The organism is Flavobacterium rivuli WB 3.3-2 = DSM 21788 (assembly GCF_000378485.1).
In the GTDB taxonomy this organism is placed as follows: Bacteria; Bacteroidota; Bacteroidia; order Flavobacteriales; family Flavobacteriaceae; genus Flavobacterium; species Flavobacterium rivuli.
The window spans coordinates 1-19519 of sequence record NZ_KB899976.1; the positions used below are offsets into that span (position 1 = coordinate 1).

At 36.0% G+C, this 19519-nt stretch carries 20 protein-coding genes and 1 tRNA gene; 7 read left to right on the top strand and 14 right to left on the bottom strand.

The features are described from left to right. Positions 1-900: xylose isomerase (locus F565_RS0118295; RefSeq protein WP_026300166.1), on the top strand; the 900-nt coding region annotated here is incomplete at its 5' end. Positions 901-954: 54 nt separating this feature from the next. On the opposite strand, the gene F565_RS0118300 is transcribed toward F565_RS0118295, so the two are convergent. From F565_RS0118300 to ruvC, 7 genes are all read right to left on the bottom strand, one after another. Continuing rightward, positions 955-1311, bottom strand: a complete 357-nt coding sequence (locus F565_RS0118300) for an MmcQ/YjbR family DNA-binding protein (RefSeq protein WP_020214696.1) — start codon at positions 1309-1311, stop codon at positions 955-957. 77 nt (positions 1312-1388) lie between these two features. Then, the gene (locus tag F565_RS0118305; RefSeq protein ID WP_020214697.1) at positions 1389-1739 is read right to left on the bottom strand and encodes a DUF4260 domain-containing protein; all 351 of its coding nucleotides are present in this window, start codon (positions 1737-1739) and stop codon (positions 1389-1391) included. A gap of 110 nt (positions 1740-1849) precedes the next feature. After that, positions 1850-2611 (bottom strand): cyclase family protein, encoded by a 762-nt coding sequence (locus tag F565_RS0118310; protein WP_020214698.1) that lies wholly within the window; start codon positions 2609-2611, stop codon positions 1850-1852. A gap of 124 nt (positions 2612-2735) precedes the next feature. Continuing rightward, the gene (gene hemW / locus F565_RS0118315; RefSeq protein ID WP_081621364.1) at positions 2736-3869 is read right to left on the bottom strand and encodes a radical SAM family heme chaperone HemW; all 1134 of its coding nucleotides are present in this window, start codon (positions 3867-3869) and stop codon (positions 2736-2738) included. A 25-nt stretch (positions 3870-3894) separates the two neighbouring features. Next, a complete protein-coding gene (locus tag F565_RS0118320; RefSeq protein WP_020214700.1) occupies positions 3895-4236 on the bottom strand; it encodes a cupin domain-containing protein in 342 nt (113 codons plus the stop codon). Between the two features lie 86 nt (positions 4237-4322). Beyond that, on the bottom strand, positions 4323-5219 hold the full coding sequence (locus F565_RS0118325; RefSeq protein WP_020214701.1) for a hypothetical protein: 897 nt from the start codon (positions 5217-5219) through the stop codon (positions 4323-4325). 43 nt (positions 5220-5262) lie between these two features. Next, the gene (gene ruvC, locus F565_RS0118330) at positions 5263-5820 is read right to left on the bottom strand and encodes a crossover junction endodeoxyribonuclease RuvC (protein ID WP_020214702.1); all 558 of its coding nucleotides are present in this window, start codon (positions 5818-5820) and stop codon (positions 5263-5265) included. Positions 5821-5840: 20 nt separating this feature from the next. Between ruvC and F565_RS21980 the strand changes: the two genes are divergently transcribed. Then, positions 5841-6815: a lysylphosphatidylglycerol synthase domain-containing protein gene (locus tag F565_RS21980; RefSeq protein ID WP_020214703.1), complete on the top strand. Its 975-nt coding sequence runs from the start codon at positions 5841-5843 to the stop codon at positions 6813-6815. On the opposite strand, the gene F565_RS0118340 is transcribed toward F565_RS21980, so the two are convergent. After that, the gene (locus F565_RS0118340) at positions 6796-7272 is read right to left on the bottom strand and encodes a hypothetical protein (RefSeq protein WP_020214704.1); all 477 of its coding nucleotides are present in this window, start codon (positions 7270-7272) and stop codon (positions 6796-6798) included. The genes F565_RS21980 and F565_RS0118340 overlap by 20 nt on opposite strands. 135 nt (positions 7273-7407) lie before the next feature. Continuing rightward, a complete protein-coding gene (locus F565_RS0118345) occupies positions 7408-9093 on the bottom strand; it encodes a T9SS-dependent choice-of-anchor J family protein (RefSeq protein ID WP_020214705.1) in 1686 nt (561 codons plus the stop codon). A 246-nt stretch (positions 9094-9339) separates the two neighbouring features. Here F565_RS0118345 and F565_RS0118350 point away from each other — a divergent pair, with 246 nt between their 5' ends. Together F565_RS0118350 and F565_RS0118355 are read left to right on the top strand one after the other, a co-directional pair. Then, on the top strand, positions 9340-10242 hold the full coding sequence (locus tag F565_RS0118350; RefSeq protein ID WP_020214706.1) for a hypothetical protein: 903 nt from the start codon (positions 9340-9342) through the stop codon (positions 10240-10242). A gap of 62 nt (positions 10243-10304) precedes the next feature. Next, on the top strand, positions 10305-10598 hold the full coding sequence (locus tag F565_RS0118355; RefSeq protein ID WP_020214707.1) for a hypothetical protein: 294 nt from the start codon (positions 10305-10307) through the stop codon (positions 10596-10598). A gap of 120 nt (positions 10599-10718) precedes the next feature. On the opposite strand, the gene F565_RS0118360 is transcribed toward F565_RS0118355, so the two are convergent. Both F565_RS0118360 and F565_RS0118365 read right to left on the bottom strand, forming a co-directional pair. After that, positions 10719-11465: a LytR/AlgR family response regulator transcription factor gene (locus tag F565_RS0118360; RefSeq protein ID WP_020214708.1), complete on the bottom strand. Its 747-nt coding sequence runs from the start codon at positions 11463-11465 to the stop codon at positions 10719-10721. Beyond that, a complete protein-coding gene (locus F565_RS0118365) occupies positions 11465-13279 on the bottom strand; it encodes a tetratricopeptide repeat-containing sensor histidine kinase (protein ID WP_020214709.1) in 1815 nt (604 codons plus the stop codon). Before F565_RS0118365 ends, F565_RS0118360 begins: the two co-directional genes overlap by 1 nt. Before the next feature lie 163 nt (positions 13280-13442). On the opposite strand from F565_RS0118365, the gene F565_RS21985 reads away from it, so the two are divergent. From F565_RS21985 to F565_RS0118385, 3 genes are all read left to right on the top strand, one after another. Further along, a complete protein-coding gene (locus tag F565_RS21985; protein ID WP_020214711.1) occupies positions 13443-13649 on the top strand; it encodes a hypothetical protein in 207 nt (68 codons plus the stop codon). Between the two features lie 29 nt (positions 13650-13678). Further along, complete coding sequence (locus F565_RS0118380) at positions 13679-13888, top strand: hypothetical protein (protein WP_020214712.1); 210 nt, start codon at positions 13679-13681, stop codon at positions 13886-13888. 296 nt (positions 13889-14184) lie between these two features. Next, positions 14185-14261 (top strand) — tRNA-Asp (locus F565_RS0118385). A 280-nt stretch (positions 14262-14541) separates the two neighbouring features. Here F565_RS0118385 and F565_RS0118390 read toward each other — a convergent pair. The 3 genes from F565_RS0118390 to F565_RS0118400 all read right to left on the bottom strand — a co-directional run bounded on the left by F565_RS0118390 (position 14542) and on the right by F565_RS0118400 (position 19315). After that, positions 14542-15192, bottom strand: a complete 651-nt coding sequence (locus tag F565_RS0118390) for a hypothetical protein (protein WP_020214713.1) — start codon at positions 15190-15192, stop codon at positions 14542-14544. A gap of 1130 nt (positions 15193-16322) precedes the next feature. Continuing rightward, a complete protein-coding gene (locus F565_RS0118395; protein WP_020214714.1) occupies positions 16323-18113 on the bottom strand; it encodes an ATP-binding protein in 1791 nt (596 codons plus the stop codon). Continuing rightward, entirely contained in the window at positions 18110-19315 is a 1206-nt protein-coding gene (locus F565_RS0118400) for a hypothetical protein (RefSeq protein WP_020214715.1), read from the bottom strand. The genes F565_RS0118395 and F565_RS0118400 overlap by 4 nt, the downstream gene beginning before the upstream one ends. Positions 19316-19519 lie beyond the last annotated feature (204 nt).

The window sequence follows — 19519 nt, forward strand, 5'->3', positions numbered from 1 at the left end:
CTTTGGGGAACGTCGAATTTGTTCAGCAACCCAAGGTACATGAATGGTGCCTCTACCAACCCTAACTTTGATGTAGTGGCCTATGCCGGTGCACAGGCTAAGATTGCTATTGATGCTACTATCGCATTAGGTGGAGAGAACTACGTTTTTTGGGGTGGCCGTGAAGGGTATATGAGTTTATTGAATACTGATATTCAGCGTGAGCAGGACCATCTGGCACAATTTCTTACCATATGCAGGGATTACGCCCGCAGCCAGGGTTTTAAAGGAACATTCCTTATAGAGCCTAAGCCTATGGAGCCTATGAAACACCAGTATGATTTTGATGCTGCTACCTGTATTGGCTTCCTTAATAAATACGGATTACAAAACGACTTTAAATTAAACCTTGAGGTTAACCATGCTACCCTTGCAGGGCATACTTTTGAGCATGAAATGCAGCTTGCCGCTAATGCAGGTATGTTAGGCTCTCTTGATGCTAACCGTGGTGACTACCAGAACGGTTGGGATACCGACCAGTTCCCAATAGATATTTATGAGGTTACACAGGCTATGCTTGTTTTCCTTCAGGCAGGTGGCTTACAGGGCGGTGGTATTAACTTTGATGCCAAAGTCCGCAGGAATTCTACCGACCTTGAAGATAAATTTATAGCACACATAAGTGGTATGGATATTTTTGCACGCGGACTTATCAGCGCAGAACATATCCTTAAAAACACAAAATATACCGAACTTCGCAAAGAACGCTATGCCTCTTTTGATGGCGGTAAAGGTGCGGAATTTGAAAAAGGCGGCCTTACCCTTGAAGATCTTAATATTTATGCACGCCAAAACGGCGAGCCTAAACAAATAAGTGGCAGGCAGGAGCTGTTTGAGCAGATTATTGCTAACGCGTATTAATAGAAAAACAGGTTATATACAAATGCCCTTTCATTTCCGGAAGGGCATTTTGCTTTATATACTCTCGCGTACTTTTTTGGTCAGGCTGTTAAACACCAGTTCGTAGGAATGGGTTATTAGCTCGTGCAACAGTTTCAACGGCACATCGCTATTAATGGTTACAGTATTCCAATGTACTTTACTCATGTGGAAACCCGGCTGTATACCCTCATACTCTTCTCTTAACTCTATTGCCCTTTCCGGGTTGCATTTAAGGTTTACAGCTGCCTCGCCACTTTCCCATTTGCTAAGTGACGAAAGTGCAAAAACCTTACCGCCCACTTTAAACACAAGGGTATCTTCATCAAACGGAAAATGTTCTGTAACGCCATTTTTAGAAAGGCAGTATTCGTAAAAATCCTGTATTGTCATTTTAATAAAAAGTCTTAATGTTGAAATTCTAAAGAACCGGTCTATTATTTCTCATCTTTTGTCTGTATTCTGTTAGTCTACTTCCCTATTTCCCCTAAATGGGTAAACTTAAAACCTTTCTCATACTTAAGTCCGTAACCCAGCATCCTGTCCATACTGGAATGTGCAAAAAGGATAACTCCGGCAAGCTGAAATTGCGGTAGTGAAGTATAGTATCCTGCAATATACAGAGCAATTGCAATGGCTTTATGGTGTGCCAAATTATAAACCCACGCCCCTGCTTTATTACCAAATGCGTATCCTGTAAACGACAGGTCGGGTACGAGGATCAATGCCGGAAACCACCACCACGCATACGGCAGAAGGCTAAAGAGGTAAATACCTAACAGTAACATGGCGGCTTCTTCAAGTTTTATAAGTGTATTCATGTTTATTCATTAAAAATATATTACAATAGACGCTAAGTTGCAACACACCCCCAGCCCCTCTCAAGAGGGGAGCCAGCTACACTAAACCTTGACACTCTGAATTAAATAATTTAAATCTGAAATAATATAGGTTTAGACGGTGAAGCATCATTATCAAAACTGGCAATTTGTAAATTAAGCAGATACCTTCCGTCGGGCACTGCGTCGGGCACAAAAACCATTTCGGTAATGGTAGCATTATGGCGTGCATCGGCATTCAGGTTGTTTACATCTTTTACATTCCAGAATGCTTTGTGGGCCACTAATTTACCTTCATCTTTCTCCTTATCTACACTTGGCAGGTCTATCAATAAATGTTCTATTCCGCATTCGCGGATGTAAGCAGCCGCAGCCTCTTCTAAATAAGCCGGATTGCTGTTGCTGTAATTTTTAGATTGTTTAACCGTATCGTTAGGCAGCGTGCGCAGTACAATTGCTTCGGGAGTTTTACCGTTGAGCGCTGTTTCTATCTGCCCTTTAGTAATTACCAGGTCATCGCCCTGAACTTCGGGCGCAATAGAAACAACCTCTGCCACAAAGAAAAACTTCTTTAAAGCAACGTTAATACTATAAAAGTCTTTAGTAATATGCCCCAGGCATTCGGTATGTGTACCGTGTGCATGCGGGTTAAAAAATATGTTATTAAAATTGGTAGAAGATCCTTCACTAACCCTTCCTATCCAGTCTCCCATAGTTACAGGCTCTATAGTTGGCTGGTCTAAATACCATGCAATTGGGTTAAGTCCATCAGCGGTTAACGGCAGGGATATATCTATAGGTTTGGAAAGATCGACAGTAAATGATTGGGAATTGTGTTGTATTGTAGCTTTCATGTTTTAATCAAAAAAACGATTGGTGTTCCATTCCGACCTAAGCGTAGCGCAGTGGAGGAATCTCAAAATAACCCGAGATTTCTCCTTCGTCGAAATGGAAATGAGAATGATTTATTGTTTATTATTATTCCAAATCTACAAAAAACAAGTCGCTTGCAAGTCCATCCGCAAGGAATTTTCCTTCGCGCGTCGTAGTAAGGATGTTATCCTGCAATGCCAGTAGTCCCTGCTCTATATATTTATGCGCTTCTGCGAGAAGGTAATTTTTAAATTCGGCACCAAACTCAGTGGCTACCCTGCTCACGCTAACACCCCAAATGGTACGCAGTCCCGTCATAACATATTCGTTATAGCGGTCGGCTACGGTAAGTTCTTCTTTCCCGGCAGGTAATTTACCATCCTGAATATCTTTTAGATATAGTGCATTGTTAGCAATATTCCAGCTCCGGAAAGTTCCGTCATAACTGTGTGCCGACGGGCCTATCCCAATGTATTTTTTGCCCAGCCAGTACGCCGTATTATTTTTAGAAAAATAATTTTGCTTACCAAAGTTAGACAGCTCATAATGCACAAAACCGTTAGCCTCTAAAACATCTACCAGGAGTAAAAATTGTTCCTGTGCAGCTTCATCGCTGGGTTGCGCCACGGTACCATTCTTTACAAATTTATACAAGGCAGTTTTAGGCTCTACCGTAAGGGCGTAGCTGGAAATATGGGGCACGCCAAACGACAGCGCCTTATTAACATTATGCAGCCAGCGGTCGTTACCCATGCCGGGAGTGCCATAAATAAGGTCGATAGATATGTTATCGAAATACCTAACAGCTTCGGTAAGGCAGGCTTCGGCTTCAAGGGCATTATGCGCACGGTTCATCAGTTTAAGGTCTTCCTCAAAAAAAGATTGTATGCCAATGCTAAGGCGGTTAATGGGACTTTTAGACAGTTGGATTATTCTGTCTTTAGAAAGGTCATCCGGATTAGCTTCGAGGGTAATTTCAGGATTTTCGGTTACCGAATAATTTTGGTAAACAGCATCGATTAAAAATTGTATCTCTGTATTACTAAGCACCGATGGAGTACCGCCGCCAAAGTAAATGGTCTCTACAACTTCGTTAGCAAATTCAACTTTGCGCATTGAAATCTCTGTCGCAATAGCAGCCACCATATCCTCCTTTTTTTTCATGGAGGTAGAAAAATGAAAGTCGCAATAGGTGCACGCCTGTTTACAAAAAGGAATGTGGATGTAAATACCTGCCATGCGGCAAAGTTACGACCTTTTTATCCTATTTTAAAAAGTCTTCGCGTATAGGGCTAAAGGCATCTATAAGCATACCGGCTTCAAGGCATACCACGCCATGCAGCAGGTTAGGCATTGCAAAAAAGGTATCGCCGGCTTGTAGTGTTTTAGTAACGCCATCTACCTTAACTTCAAACTTTCCTGAAGCCACAAAGCTTGCCTGCGAATGATAATGCTGGTGCACAGCGCCAATGCTTCCTGTCTCAAAAGCTACTTTAACCAACATAAGTGTGGTATTATATGCGGTTATCTGGCGTTTTACGCCTTCACCTACCGTTTCCCATTCGTTATCACTTTCTATAAAAAATGCACCCGACTGTATGTTCATAATAAATAGTTTTTAAAAACAAATCTACAATTTACACAACAAAAAATGCCTGCAAATAGCAGGCATTTAATAGTAATATATGAAATTTAATAATTAGTGTAAACCGATTTAAATGTACCATCAGTAACTGTTACCGTAGTACCATTTGTAGGATGCCTTGCCGTTAAGCTAAAAGTTCCCTCTATAATAGTATACAGAATATTTGTTGTCTTAGCAGTAATTTTAATTGTTCCTGTCGTACTTGTATATTCTACATCTTCATGAGTAGTTGTATTGTATTCTGAAAGTATAACTTTATTAGACGATACGGCCGGGCCAAAACTGTGTGTACCTACAGTACTGTTATCATGGTTAGTTATAATACCAATAGTGTACTTACTATCGTTAGATTCGTTTAGTGTAATATCTGATCCCGGGAAAAACCCACCAGACTGGGTAATATCCGTAGTATACCAATTTTCATTATTAATTTTTGCAAATACGCCAAGGCCTGCAACTTCCGGAACTACATCCCTGTAAGTTACCTGAAAGCTACCCTCAACTGTAGAATAGTCGCTGGTTAGATCATATTCTTCGTCATATACTTTACCCGAAAATGTAACCTTAACCTTTTTAGCAGTTGCATCTATTGCAACCAGTTCAAAATTAATATAATTCGATTTAAAATAATGATATTCACTACGTGTAGGCACATCAAAGTTGCTTATAGAGTAAGCAGTAATATCTTTAAGGTTACCAAATTCATTAAACTCAACGGCAATGGCGGTTCCGTCAGCGGCATATCCTGCTACAGCAATTGTACTCCCGCTACGTTGGGCAATCGTGTTGTTTATAGCTACAGTACGGCCATCTATTTTATAAGTAAAATTATCGGCACCGGTTATGGGTGTTGTGCCATCGTTAACAGCGTCGGCATCTTCAGAAGAACAAGATGCCATAAGAGCAGCAAATAAAAAAATAAATACTTTTTTAAGGTGTTTCATAAATAAAGGTTGTTGGTTATGTTAATTAACACCAAATATATCTTTATTTTTTTACCCTTTCTTCGTTTTGTTTAACAAATGCATCCCAGCCACTGTAACTTTTTCCTTCTACAGTCGGCTTTCCTGTATTAAAAAAATGGCACACGGCAGCGGCAAGTCCATCGGTACTGTCAAGGTTTTTAGGTAACTCTTTAAGCCCCAGTAATTGTTGCAGCATTTTTGCCACCTGCTCTTTGCTGGCAGCCCCGTTACCGGTAATGGCCATCTTTATTTTTTTGGGTTCATATTCGGTAATGGGTATCTGGCGTGAAAGCCCGGCGGCCATAGCCACACCCTGTGCACGGCCCAGTTTTAGCATTGACTGCACATTTTTACCGAAAAATGGCGCCTCTATAGCAATTTCATCTGGGTGATGGGTTTCTATAAGCTCTATGGTACGCTCAAAAATAATGCGCAGCTTTACATAATGATCGTCATATTTGCTTAACTGAAGTTCGTTAAGCTGCAGGAACTCCATCTTTTTATTCACCACTTTTATAAGGCCAAAACCCATAATGGTGGTGCCGGGATCGATGCCTAATATAATACGTTCGTTTGCCAATTTTATTTACTTTTGCAAGGATGTTTACCCTATCACGCAAAGCTAAACAATTCCTCGTTCTTACGGCCAAAATTTTAATTGTGGGCGGGGCATTTTATTTTATATACGACCGTATAGCACAAAACGACAACCTGGACTGGAGCCGCCTGGAAGAGGCCATAACCCGCAAAAATTCGGGGTGGTTGGTTGCCGTTATACTGCTGCTAAGTTTTTTAAACCGTTTTATAGAAATACTAAAGTGGCAAAACCTCATCTCATCTTTCAAAAAAATATCGGTAGCCCAATCTACAGACCAGGTACTGGCATCGTTAACCGCGGGTATGTTTACACCAAATGGTGTAGGAGAATATGCCGCCAAAGCACTCTATTATAAAAAAGCACAGGCTAAAAACATTGTTTTTTTAAACCTTATATGTAATGGCGCACAACTTATTATAGCAGTACTGGCCGGGCTTGCAGGCTTACTGTTTTTTAACCTGCGCTATGGGGTTATTCCTAACGGCCTTTTTGTATTGCTCCTTTTTGGCATTGGCGCTATTACTATTGCTGTTTTCCTTTCCAGAAAAATAGACATAAAAGGATATTCACTGCACAAATTCTTTAAAATCATAAATGAAATATCCAGGCCTGTAAACCGTAAAAACCTGCTGCTTGCCTTAGCACGGTACCTAAGTATTATCCATCAGCATTATTTTATATTCCTGCTGTTTGGCGTGCACCTGCCCTACCCTGTTATGCTAAGCGCCATTACAGGAGTTTATTTTTTAGGGTCATCATTACCTACATTTCAGTTTTTAGATTTTGCGGTACGTGGCAGTGTGGCTGTATTCTTTTTTGGGCTGGCGGGGGTAAATGAATGGATCGTAGTATTTGCTGCTACGCTACAATGGCTGCTAAATATTGTTATACCCGTGGCATTAGGCAGCTATTATGTTTTCAGGTTCAGGACAGAGAGAAATGACGAAACACAGGATGTTACTTTACATCGAGAATAACAGGTAATATAAACTCTGTAGTAACGGGAATACCTTCTTTTTGTGCCGGTTCTATTTTAGGAAAATCTACCAGGCGGGCTTTTATGATACTGTCTATTTTTACCGAATCGTACTTAACACTATCCCGCGGAATTTGAGGTTCAAATTTCAGGGTAGCATCCGGGTATACCGTAACCTTAACCTGTATGGTATCAATTTCGGGGTACAGCATTGCAATGGTATCGGTATCCAGCTTTTCCTGCACAAGGCGCGTCATGGTGCTAAAAAAGCATTCCTTTTTAAGGTCCTTATCAGTTATGGCATCGCACTCTGCGAGTGACGGATAGCTGCTTACCTTTTTCCAGTCAATTTCTTTTAGCCGCTGCTGCAAAAACTCATCTTCATCAGGCACCTGCTTATCAAAGTACTGGCAGGAAGCTAATAGCAAAGGTAAAAGTAATAATGTAATTTTTTTCATCAACTGGGAATGCGTTATCAACTCCCAAAAATAAGGAAAATATATTTAGTGGGCTAAATCAAAAAAAGACCCTCTTTACAGAAGGCCTTTAAACTTAATTATATCAGGAAACTTATGGCATATTTACTAAAAGCCCTATTGTTTAATAAACTTTCCGGTTTTATTATCCATTTTTAAAATGTACATACCTGCCGGTAATGCGCTTACATTAATTGTATTATTATTCAGTTTACTGTAAAACACCTGCCTGCCTGTAAGGTCATACACCTCTACAACTGTATTATTTAAGGCATGAGAAGCAGTAATATTTAACAGCTCTTTTACCGGATTAGGATAAATTGCCCATGCTTTTTCTACAGGATTTGCCTCTACACCAAGTGTCGAAAATCGAAATACAGCACTAACCGGCAAATGGTTTGATGTAGTGTTGTAATAATTAAAAATATTTTGTGGCACTGTTACTTCCTGCGCAGTGCTGTTAACTACATAATTATCGGCCAGTTCATCAGATATTATAATATTCTCTATAATGGGATGGATTCCAAAACGCGTATCTACATCTGTAAGAGTGCTTGTAATACCGGTATAATTATCATCATCATCCATAAAATTTTGAAACGGCGATGTAGTACACTGGCAGCTGTTGCTTGATGTGCCAATAAGATAATCGTTAAAATCGCCTATAACAATTACATTCTTCGTATTGTATGTTGCACCGTCAAGAATTGTTTTTAATGACTCGGCACCGCCTAACCTTCGCGTGTAACTTTCTGCAACGCCGTCTTCTGCTTTGGCATGGATGTTTATAAGCGAAACAGGTATTAGTGCGTTGCCAGCGATAAGATTTATAGTGTAAACTGCAGGATAACGCCCACCCGACCAGTTGTAGCGGTACGTGTTGCCCTGAGCCGCATTACCGGTGCTCATCTCAGACGAATTTACAAGCTGCACCTTAGATTTTTTATAAATAATCCCCTGCCTCTGGTTACAGTCGCCGGTGTTTACAGGCACAATTGCCCCACCCCACTGCTCGCTCCCTAAAAGCGCCACAATACTTTCTATAGATGGGCTTAAAACCGTATTAGAAACTTCCTGAAGGCAGTAAACATCAGAATTCATTGATAGCATTGCTGCTACCACATTATCTATTTGCTGACTTTCATCTTCAGGGCCAAACTGTGTACAGCCCAGCCATTCGGTATTCCAGTTCGTGATTTTAAAATCGCTTTCGGTACCGGGGTTGGTATTCTGTGTCTCGCCAGTAACTCTTACATTTTTTATTTCCCAGGTGGCACTTACTGTCGCACCGCTTATGTAACGAAAAGCAATGCGCGAAGATACAGATCGTGCTGCATCCGGAATACTTAGCTGCCCCGAAGAAACATATTGCCATGCTGTAGTTATATCCTGATTTAAGCCTTCAAGTTCTACCCACTCTGTAGTAGTCGGGACACCCGTATAATATGCTGTGGCATACACTTTGTACCAGCCCTGCTCTACCCCTACATTCATTACTGGTGCACTGCCACGGGTGTGGCTAAAGGTTAGCAGCACATTATCTGCCTGAGACAAATCCATGACCGGGCCTATAAGCCAGTCTTCATTCTCGTAGCTTTGCCCTGCAGCATACCCGCTGCATACAGCACCATAAGTAGCGCTAAAATTCCAGCCTTGTGTACCCGTTACACTAACCGGGGTAAATGTATTAAAGCTTTGTTGTGTTAGTAATGTTTGGTCAAGTATTGTGGTTTGTGCCTGTAACATGCTTAGGCGAAACCCCATTACTATAAGCAGGATAATAATTTTATTTAATTTGTGCATTTTGATGTAATTTGTTGCAACTGTAGTTATTTCGCTAACATACAAATAAAACAGTTTATTTTGAAATGAAATTTAAGACTACGTTAACAATTTAGATTTTTAAAAAACAGGGAAATGCTGTAGGCTTTTTTAACCCGGGAATTTAAAGTTATACTGGCTATAAAGCATTACACATATAATATTCCTATTATTTTTCTAACTTTCGGCAGGCTTAAGATTGTAACACATTAGTTCTTAAAATTACACATGAAAAAACTCACATTAATAGTAATATACTCTTTTATAGCCATGTGCTTTTTAAACTGCGAGCTTCGTAGCCAGGAAATTGGAGTTCCGTTTAGAGTAGGTAAAAAATTTGGCGTGTCAGACTTTAACGGTAAAATGCTTATTCCTGCTAAATATGATAAAATTGTACCAAATACCTATAATGGCTACAATTATATGTGTGCCTTTATTTTAAATGAAAACCCAATTTTATCATCGCTCATTTATAATAATAAAGTTATAATAGATAATCAAACTTATAATGATTATTACCTAAAAGGCGGTCTCGTACAGGCTACACAATACACTGTACTTAAAAATTATAATTATGCTGTAAAAGGAGATCATACCCAGCTTGTACACCTGTATGACTTAAATGGAAAAAAAGTTTTAAAAGGCGATTTTAAAGCAATTGATATATGTGATGATATTGATGAACCACGTAAAATAAATGTATCCCTTATATATGCTTATGATTTAAATGATAAGCTGTCATTGTATTTATATGACAAAAGCTTAAATAGTATTTTAAAAACTTTTATAGATGCCGGTAAGCCTGTAAGCATAAACTTTAATTATCATCAAAATTATAAAGACAGAACGATTACACATGTCTATGCAGATAAAAATGGTGTAGGCAAAAAAATAATCTTAAAGTTGAGTGATAACACTATCGTTGCAGAACCAGAAACGATAGTTGATATTCCTGCAGAAAAAAAGAAGGAAGATGAAAGGGAGGATTACGGTAGCTTATCTATTAATATGCCAAATAACAGCAAGCCACTACCGCCTTTAAACTCTAAAGACGAAAAAAAGATAACAACAGTTAGAAAAATAGATATTAAAAGAGATTTATATTACCATCCCGAAAAACAGAAGAAATAGGAATATCCAACTTTAGGTTACAAAGTGGCCAGGTTGTAATAAGCAAAAATAACAAACAGGGTTTGTACGATACTGAAAACAAAAAGTTTATAGTACCCGCAATATATGATGAAATTATATTTGCAAACTTTGATGGTTTTAATGGAGGTTATGTTTTAAGGAATGGCAATAAGTATGGCGTTTTTATTTACGACAATCCTAATAATACAACAATAGCACCCGTATTTGATAAAACTTTACTATTAGTAAACTATAACTATTTTGGTAAAAAAATGCCTCTATTTAAATTGTATGACAATAATGGCCAACTATTTTGCTATGCCAACCAAACCGGAAAACAATACTTTAAGCCATAAACAGCAGTAAGCAAGCGCCTAATAAAAATGCGAAGCAAGTTATAAATATATTTTACAAGAAATAATTTATGAATTCCAGAAAAGCAAGGATTGTACCCGGCAATAATACACAAAGCTAAATCACTTAAAATTCTTTAAAAAATCTTCTTTATAGGTGGGAGATATTTCTACTTCAGCACCATCTTCAAGGGTAATATAGCCGCCTTTATTGTAAAGTTTTACATAGTTTAAGTTTACAATATGCGATTTATGCACCCTTAAAAAAGGAAGCGGCAACATCTCAGAAAAATGTTTAAGAAAGCGGCATGCCATTTTTTTACTTCCGTTGTTAAGGTATAGATCAGTAAAATTGCCATTTCCTTTCAGCCTTATTATCTCTTCCATTTTCACGATCTCAAAGCCCTCCATAGTAGGCAGTATAACCTGCTGCTTTTCGGGTTTTGGTTCCCTGTAGTTTTCTACAATAACCTTATTGCGGTTAAATAATTCTTTGTTCATTACTTCCTGGTGTACCTTGTTTACAGCCACAATAAGCTCTTCTATACTAATGGGCTTAAGCAGGTAATAAGCAGCACTGCGATTAAGTGCCTTTAACGAATATTCAGAAAAAGCGGTAACAAAAATAGTTTCAAATGCAAGGTCGCCACAGGCTTCCAGCACATCAAAGGCATTGCCAAATGGCATTTCCACATCAAGAAAAACGAGCTGTGGCTCAAGCTCATGCAGTAAGGGTATTGCTTCCCTGCTGTTTTGTGCTTCGCCCACTATCTCTACCTGCGGGCAGTATTTTGTAAGGTAACTGCGCAACACTTCCCTGGCTGCAGTTTCGTCTTCTACAATTACACTTCTTATTTTAGAATAACTCATTATGGTTTGTGTATTATTGGGAATGTAATCTCTACAATAGTACCCGTTTGGGGGCTTTCTTTTTCGGTTACTGTAAAGTCTATTTTTGTTTTATACAATTCGTTTAAAAGCGTCATACGCTCTTTAGTGTTTGTAAGGCCGCGCGACTGGTGCGCCTTTTGGTTATGTGTTTTTAGCTCACTGCTCCTTGTAGGCCCTATACCATTATCATCTATAGTTATGTTAATTATTTTACCTAAAAGTGTAACCTCCATTTTTAACAGCCCTTTGTCTTCCTTGTAACGAAGCCCGTGCCAAATAGCGTTTTCTAAATGTGGCTGAACGATCATGTTAGGCACCCATATTGTCTCAGGGTCGAGCCTTTCGTCTACATTAATTGCAAAATTAAACTTGTCTTTAAAACGAAGGTGCTCCAGCTCAAGATATTTTGTAAGGTTCTCTATCTCGTTGCCCAGTGTTACAAAATCTTTGTTAGAATTTTCCATGGTATTGCGCATAAGGTTAGAGTATGAGGTAAGGTATTTATTTGCCTCAAGCTCATTATTTTGCGCTATAAACTGGTTAACACTATTAAGACTGTTAAACAAAAAATGCGGGTTCATTTCGCGTCTTAAAGATTGCAGGGCTATTTCTTTATTTTTAGTCTTAATAGAGTATAACGCCTTGATAATAAAACCTAAAAGCAATAATAGCAACACCATAGAGCCCAGCAAAAAATAATTAAACGTGCTCTTACGTGTAATTAATTCTTCTTTAAACTGTTTTTCATTTTCCAGCCGGCGTATTCTTTCTTCGGTAACTTTAAACGTTTTAGCATCGGTTAAAGAGTTATCAGATAGTATTATGCGGTCCAGGTTTTTTACAAATTCTTCATAAGTTGCCATACCCGCCTGGTCATCCTGTATCGACTTATAATAATCTACCAGCAGCATCATACTCTCCCTTGCCTCAAAAGTTTTTCCGTTAACAGATGCTATTTTATACGATTCTTTTAGAGAGTTTACAGCATTTTCGGGATCATCCATTTGTAAATAAACGGTAGCAAGGTACTGTAACTGTACAATCTCTGTATTGTAATCTTTATTTTTTTTTGCCTCGGCCACTAATTCCTGCACTGTTGCAACCGCCTGGTCATATTGTTTACCAATAACATACAGGTTTGCAATTTCGCTATATATTTTAATAAGTTTTGAAGGAATGTTTTTAGCATAAGGCAATGCTTCCTTATACTTTTCTAATGCAGCAACAGTATCTGTATTAGTTAGGTTTAATTCGGCAAGTTGTATATACGTATCAGCTATTTCTCCTTTTTTATTATCTTTTTTAAGCAAAGTAATATTGGCATTAAGGTACTTTTCTTCAACGGCGGCGTTACCCTTATTTTTTAACCTATTGTAATCGTTTAAATTTATGGTTTTAAATGTTTTATTGGTAGATGTTTCTTCTGCAACTTTATAATTCCTGCCTGCTGCGTCTAATTTATTTTTGTACTCCTGTACCCTGGCAATATTTCGTATAACCCTGGCCCTGGCAGTAATATTATTTGCGGCAGTGTATATTTCGAGCGCTTTAAATAAATATTTTTCTGCATTTGCAAGGTCATCCTTATCAACAAATTCCTGCGCTAAAAGTTCGTAATTACGTACAATTTTAGAGTTATCATTCTCAATTAACGACTTTTCCAAATTGTTAGCTGCCTTTTTTAATTCGGCAGGAGTTTCTTTCTTTTTAGGTACGGCATACTGAGCCTGTACTGGTGCCGCAACCAGTAACATAGTAAGCAATAAGGATATTATAATTGTATAAAGGCGCATCTATTTGTATTAATACTGTAAAGTAAATCAAATTTATATGCTTTTCCTATTGCCTTTACCAAGTGAAAAGCCAGTTTCACCACGTTTGTAAAAAAGGAAGTGTGTAACTATGTACATTTGTACAAGATAAAACATCGAAATAATAATTATTAAAAATATAACCATGAAAAAATTAATCGTACTAAGCGCTCTTGTATTAACTGCAACTTTTTCTTTAACAAGCTGTGGTGACAAAAAAACTGAAACTGAAACAACTGAAACAACTGCAGTTGATACTACTGCAACTCCGGAAGTTGAAGCTCCTGCTGAAGTAGATTCAGTTAAAACTACTACAACTACTACAGTTGAAACTGATACAGTAAAAAAATAATTAAAACATAATTTTAAAAATATAATATCATGAAAAAATTAATCGTATTAACTGCTCTTGTATTAACTGCAACTTTTTCTTTAACAAGCTGTGGTAAAAAAGAAGAAACTACTGTAGAAACTACTGAAACTACAGCAGTTGACACTTCAGCTACTCCAGAAGTTGAAGCTCCTGCAACTACAGACTCTGTTAAAACTACAACTACTACTACAGTTGAGACTGATACAGTAAAAAAATAATTTGATCAGGAATTAATTCCTAAATCAGAAAACTCCTTAAGCAATTAAGGAGTTTTTTTGTTTTAAAAATGTTTCACCCACAATTTTTACAGAAAAATTAGTTTCGTTAACCAGTAAAGTTGAAATTTTAGCCCCTTATTTTATAATACACCCAAATATAATTTTTTATGTAAACAGCTGTATGCCCGACCCTTTACTATAAGAGAATAAAATGCCGGATTTTTTTAATATGTTTTAATAAAAAAACCTTGAAAAATTAAAAACAAACACTATATTTGCACTCGCAATAAGGCACTGGTTTGGTAGTTCAGTTGGTTAGAATACGTGCCTGTCACGCACGGGGTCGCGGGTTCGAGTCCCGTCCAGACCGCCAGTAAGGTAAAAAGCTCTTCAGTAAAATGAAGAGCTTTTTTGTTTTATAATATGTCCGTTATTCTAAAATAAAGCTTTACTATAAAACAACATCAGTAAATACCTAATTCATCGTGACTTTTTTGATTAAAGTATATAAGTCAAAATGAGTTCACGATATAGTTGGGTATATTTAATATTTTTCAGCGTTTTGTTTTCAATTTCTAAATAGAAACCAGAATCATTTTGAAGGTAATCCTGTAAAATGATTTCTGCTTCAAAATTACTATTTCCATCAATAGTTACCGATATATCAAAACATTTAATCCATCAAACCATTCCTGCCCCACATTATAAGTTTTGTAATCAAAATTAGAAGTGTTATAAAAAGTTAGTAATTCATTTTTAATTTTGCCTAACCACTCAATATATTCAATTAAAGATTGAAGTAATATTTCATCCGGTTCATTTTCTGAATAAAAATTGCAACCAGGAAATCCTGACTGAGCTTTCAAATTTTTATTAAGTATAACAATATGCTTTATTTCATCTGAAATTTGCATATAGTAAGTATCGTCTATATCTTTTAAACATATAAAATCTTCAAGTTTTAATAGTGTAGGCTCATTAATTAATTTCGATTCACGTAAGTCTCTGTATATCTTAGTGTTCCATACATCACGTTCATTAATTTTATTTTGAAGAGCTTTAAATTTTTCAATTTCAATATCCTTAGCCGTCAATAACGCATTGTCAATTATTTTTAAAGCAAATATATTTTCGCCTAACATATTATAGATTTTCGCAAGAATATAATTTTCTTCAAAATTTCTTTTTTCAATATCTCTTAATATATAAACTATGTCGCAAAGGTTTTCTATACTCTTTTCAGAACCATTTGAACTGATAAACTCAGCTTCATATTCAATAAATTTATACCTAAGATTTTCCATTCCTTTTAATTGCTGATAATTAGTTTACTTTTTTTTATATGACGATTCCTGATGCCTTGCCTATACATTCTATGTGCGCAATGCATTTTTTTGATTCTGCTTAAAGTACTCGGGGTAAATGCCAAGATAAGAAGCTATCATAACATAGCGGAAACGCGTAAGGATTCCCGGATAGGATTTTGAAAAAGCATTATATTTTTTCTCGGTACTAAGGCTAATGTAACAATAAATGCGTTAATTGAAGAAGCTTACCAAGTTGAGCCGCGAGACACTATTTCTGTTAATGCAGCAGGTGGCGTGGACTCCTTAGTGAGCAAATGGAAAACTTTAGGGGCGGCCCTAATTGGCACAGTAGACCCTAATTAAATTCAGGCACTTTTTGACTGTAAGTGCAATAGTTAAATATAATAAATATGCCTGCTGTAAATTTAGTAATTTACGATGTAAAGAATTTTTTCTCTTCAGTCTTACAAGTTATACGCATAAATTATAAATTCCACAGATTTTGATATTGACCCTTTAATTCATGTAAAAATAAACCAGCATTGCATAAAACAAAAAAACTCCTCAGTTTCCTGAAGAGTTCTAATAATTTGTGGGCGATGAGGGATTCGAACTTAAACAGTCAAACCCGCTTCAGTGCTATCTTATATAAAGTTCGTTCTGATTGTGCCACGAACTTTCTACCAGGGAAGTAAGAAATCATTACTTTGCGCTACCTGCTAATCTAATTTTAAAGAACGATATAACTGTTAGTTATGAGCAAATGTAGCTGTTTTTTATTGAACATTTTACATATGATTCTAAATATGAAGCATTTTAACTACTATCTTTACCTTTGACACTCTTCAAGGTACATTGCAGAAAAAATATTGTTCGAACATTTATTTAATGCAAAACTGAAATTCATACATTAAGCTCTTTTCAAGATTGGTTTCCAATTCATTATTTGCAGTAAGAGCTAGTAATTGCAGATTTAGCTTGTTCGCTATCTATTACACATAATTTTCAAATTATTATCGAAACTCTTATTGCCGCAGATCGAAATGTTTCTATTAAAAACATTTTCCCATATTGAACTTTTGTCGTCCTGCAATCTTAGTTTAGCGACAACCAATCCATTAGAGATACTACTTTTGCCATAGTTTTATTACGTTTTCAATGTTTGCATCGTTCCAAGCTTCTTTCCAAATTTCAAAATATTTAATGTCTGAAGATTTTGGCTCCGGAGTGCAAAGGTTAATCTTTACCAATGATGGTAATGCAATAGCCTCACCTATTATTAATGCTTCGCCGGACTGCAAAGTTGATAGGGAATCCGTTAAATTGCCTAATGTGTCAGGTAAAAGCCTTTTAACATAATTTTGATCTTCTGGATTTGTCAAACGCATTGTTACAAAATTATTACACTGGGAAAAAATGGTATCTGATATCTCGGAAGGTCTTTGACTTACGATAGCCAAAGTAACACCATATTTTCTTCCTTCTTTAGCTATCCTTTCGATGGCGTTTTTAGAAGCTCTAAATTTAACTAAATCAGATTTTGGCACATACTTATGTGCTTCTTCGTAAACTAATAGCAATGGAACCTCACATTCATCCTTTTGACGCGAAAGTTTGGTAGCCTGGTACCCATATTCAAAAAGAATTCTTGAAATTAATGATACTGTAATACTTAGCACTTCAAAAGGAATTCCTCCCAAATCGATTATTGTGACATTTGATTCTGTCTTGTCAATATTGGCACCATTATTTTCAAGTTTGCATGGATACCCAATAAACTGTTTGATTGTATCAAAAAAAGATATTTTTTTTGCTGCTTCGCCAAGTAAAAAGTCAAGCCTCCTGTCATTAAGTTTAATTTCTAGTCTGCTGATGAAATTTATGAATTTAGCATTTTGAGTTCCCGTTGAAGTTCCTTTTTCAAGAGGCTTTAAAATTCCTGTAAATAATTTATGATTTGTTTCTTCATTGAAGATAAAAGGAGAACCTTCTAGATCATTCCACTCAATATCGTTGGATTTATTTTTAACCTCGTTATTTCTGTTTTTAAAATATATTAAGATTTCACTTAAGTCAAAAAATGTAGGCGAATCGTAATTTAGCTTACCCTTTAATTCTGAATAAAGATTACTTTTAATCTTCTTATTCGAAGTTATCGATTCCTGAAAAGCACTTCGCTGATTATGATCATTAGTTTCAGTTTCTATAAAAAGTTCTTCAAGTTCTTCACTATTAAGCAACCAATATGGCAAAATTAAATTATTAATGTCAATATAATTTGCAGAAGGAAAAGCAGTCTTATATTCACCATGAATATCAAAGATTACCACATGCGAGTTATTTAGACCTTTAAAGTCTCCAGCTTTAGCATTGATAGCCTCTTGTAGTATTTTCGCGACTGTATGAGACTTTCCAGATCCAGTGGAGCCAACAATTGCAAAATGTTTGTTGAAAAATTTATTTCCATTGACTGGAACATCTATTTGAATATTTTGAACTAATTTGGAAAAGCAAAACTTATTATTGGGACTAATTTTGCCAGAATAAATATTATTTAATTCGCCTTCATTTAGCAACTCAATTCCGTTATTTGGGGGCAAAGGTATTCCATGTCCACCACGTTCAAAAATATCATTTATGCCATTTTTGGATATAGTGCCTATCAATTTCACTTCAAGTACAAAGGAGGGATCCGACGTTGGAGTATCCTCTTTACCACCATTTGATTCTGTAAAATTTTTATCTTTAATATTGTAATTCTCAATTATTCCAACTACATATTTAGTATTTATATTCTTGTATGGGATTTTGATATAACTTCCAATATTGAATTGATTTTCGAACAATGTGGGGTCAATTACCTCAATTTTAATAAAATTGGAGGATACGCTTATAATTTTAAAATTTTCAGAATTCATTTGTCAGAATTAAAAAGGTTGAGTATTTGTTTTGTACTGATGTTGTTTATTTGTATAGATTGGTTGTCCTTGAGTTTATTGTGAAAATCTTCAGCAAAATAATACGCACGATTGGGATTAATTTCCTTACAGTAGTATTTGTCGAATGAAGATTTGGAAATAATCCTAAACTTAAATGAGATGATTGCAAGACTATCAGAAACTCTACGATTGCTTTGCATTTTACGGTTAATTACGGGTCTTTGAAAAAATAATTCAGGATTAAATTCAAGTGATTCAAAACCATCATTAAAACAAATATTTGATTTCAGAATCTCTTTCTTGATTTCATTTATTTTGTCACTCTGAATTATAAAAGTTGGTGGTTTTATATCGTAAGTGGCTCTTTCGTAAAATTTGGCAGTGAAGCTGACAATTAATTGAGCGATAGTAAATTCATCATTAATAGTAACTGCGCCTATGAAAATAAAATTTTCTTGATTTTTTAACGGTTTTGTAAAGTGACTTTTTAAATATTTTATATATTCAATTTCTCCTTTGTATTCTAAAAAGGACGAAGTAAAAACTAGTTTTCGACCGCTTTTTACATAATTAACTAACTCCCTCCTTGAGCAATTCCTATCTTTAACGTTTGTGTTATTTATAACAATCTTTCTAAAGTAGTCGGCAATATTGGAATAGTAAAATACGGCCTCATCATCTGAATTACAAAATGAAAAATTTCTGATTCTTGAGATTGTTTTTTCAAATTGGTCTTGAAACTTCGGTGCAAACACCAGAAAGAAGTTGTCCAAAAAAGCCACTTTATTAGTTAAAGTATAAGAATTGATTTTTACAGCTTGCGTCACTAATTTCTTTGAAGAATTGCTCTTAATTGTAATTTGAAAAATTTCGTTTAACTCTGTTATCGTCAGTTTGGAAGTAAGCTCAGGTCTATCTTGGAAATGACAAAATAGATAGTAATTCGAAGATGGATTTTTCTTAAACTCTTCTAATAACTGAATAATAGGTTCTCTGATTTTACTCGGATTATATTTCTGCGTTTCCCTATACTTTATTTGCATAACATAATCGGCCGTATTAATATCCTGAATTTGTTCCAAATTTATTCTATCATCTTCATCAACTGCTTCTAATACTTCTAGTATGGTTTTGTCAATCTGAAATTCAAATCCTTTAATTGCATAATAACCTCCGTCCATTTGTGTTAAATTTTATTAAGACTTGAAATCCTATTTTTATTATTCCAATAAATTTAACAAAAATTATTATGAATATTACATTTAACTGCAATTAAGTTTAAACCATATAATTTTTAGAGATAAGAAACTTAAGTATTTTAAATTTTATACTATACTACTTAAAATACCTTCCACAATTGGAAATTTTAAAATACGTTTCTGTTT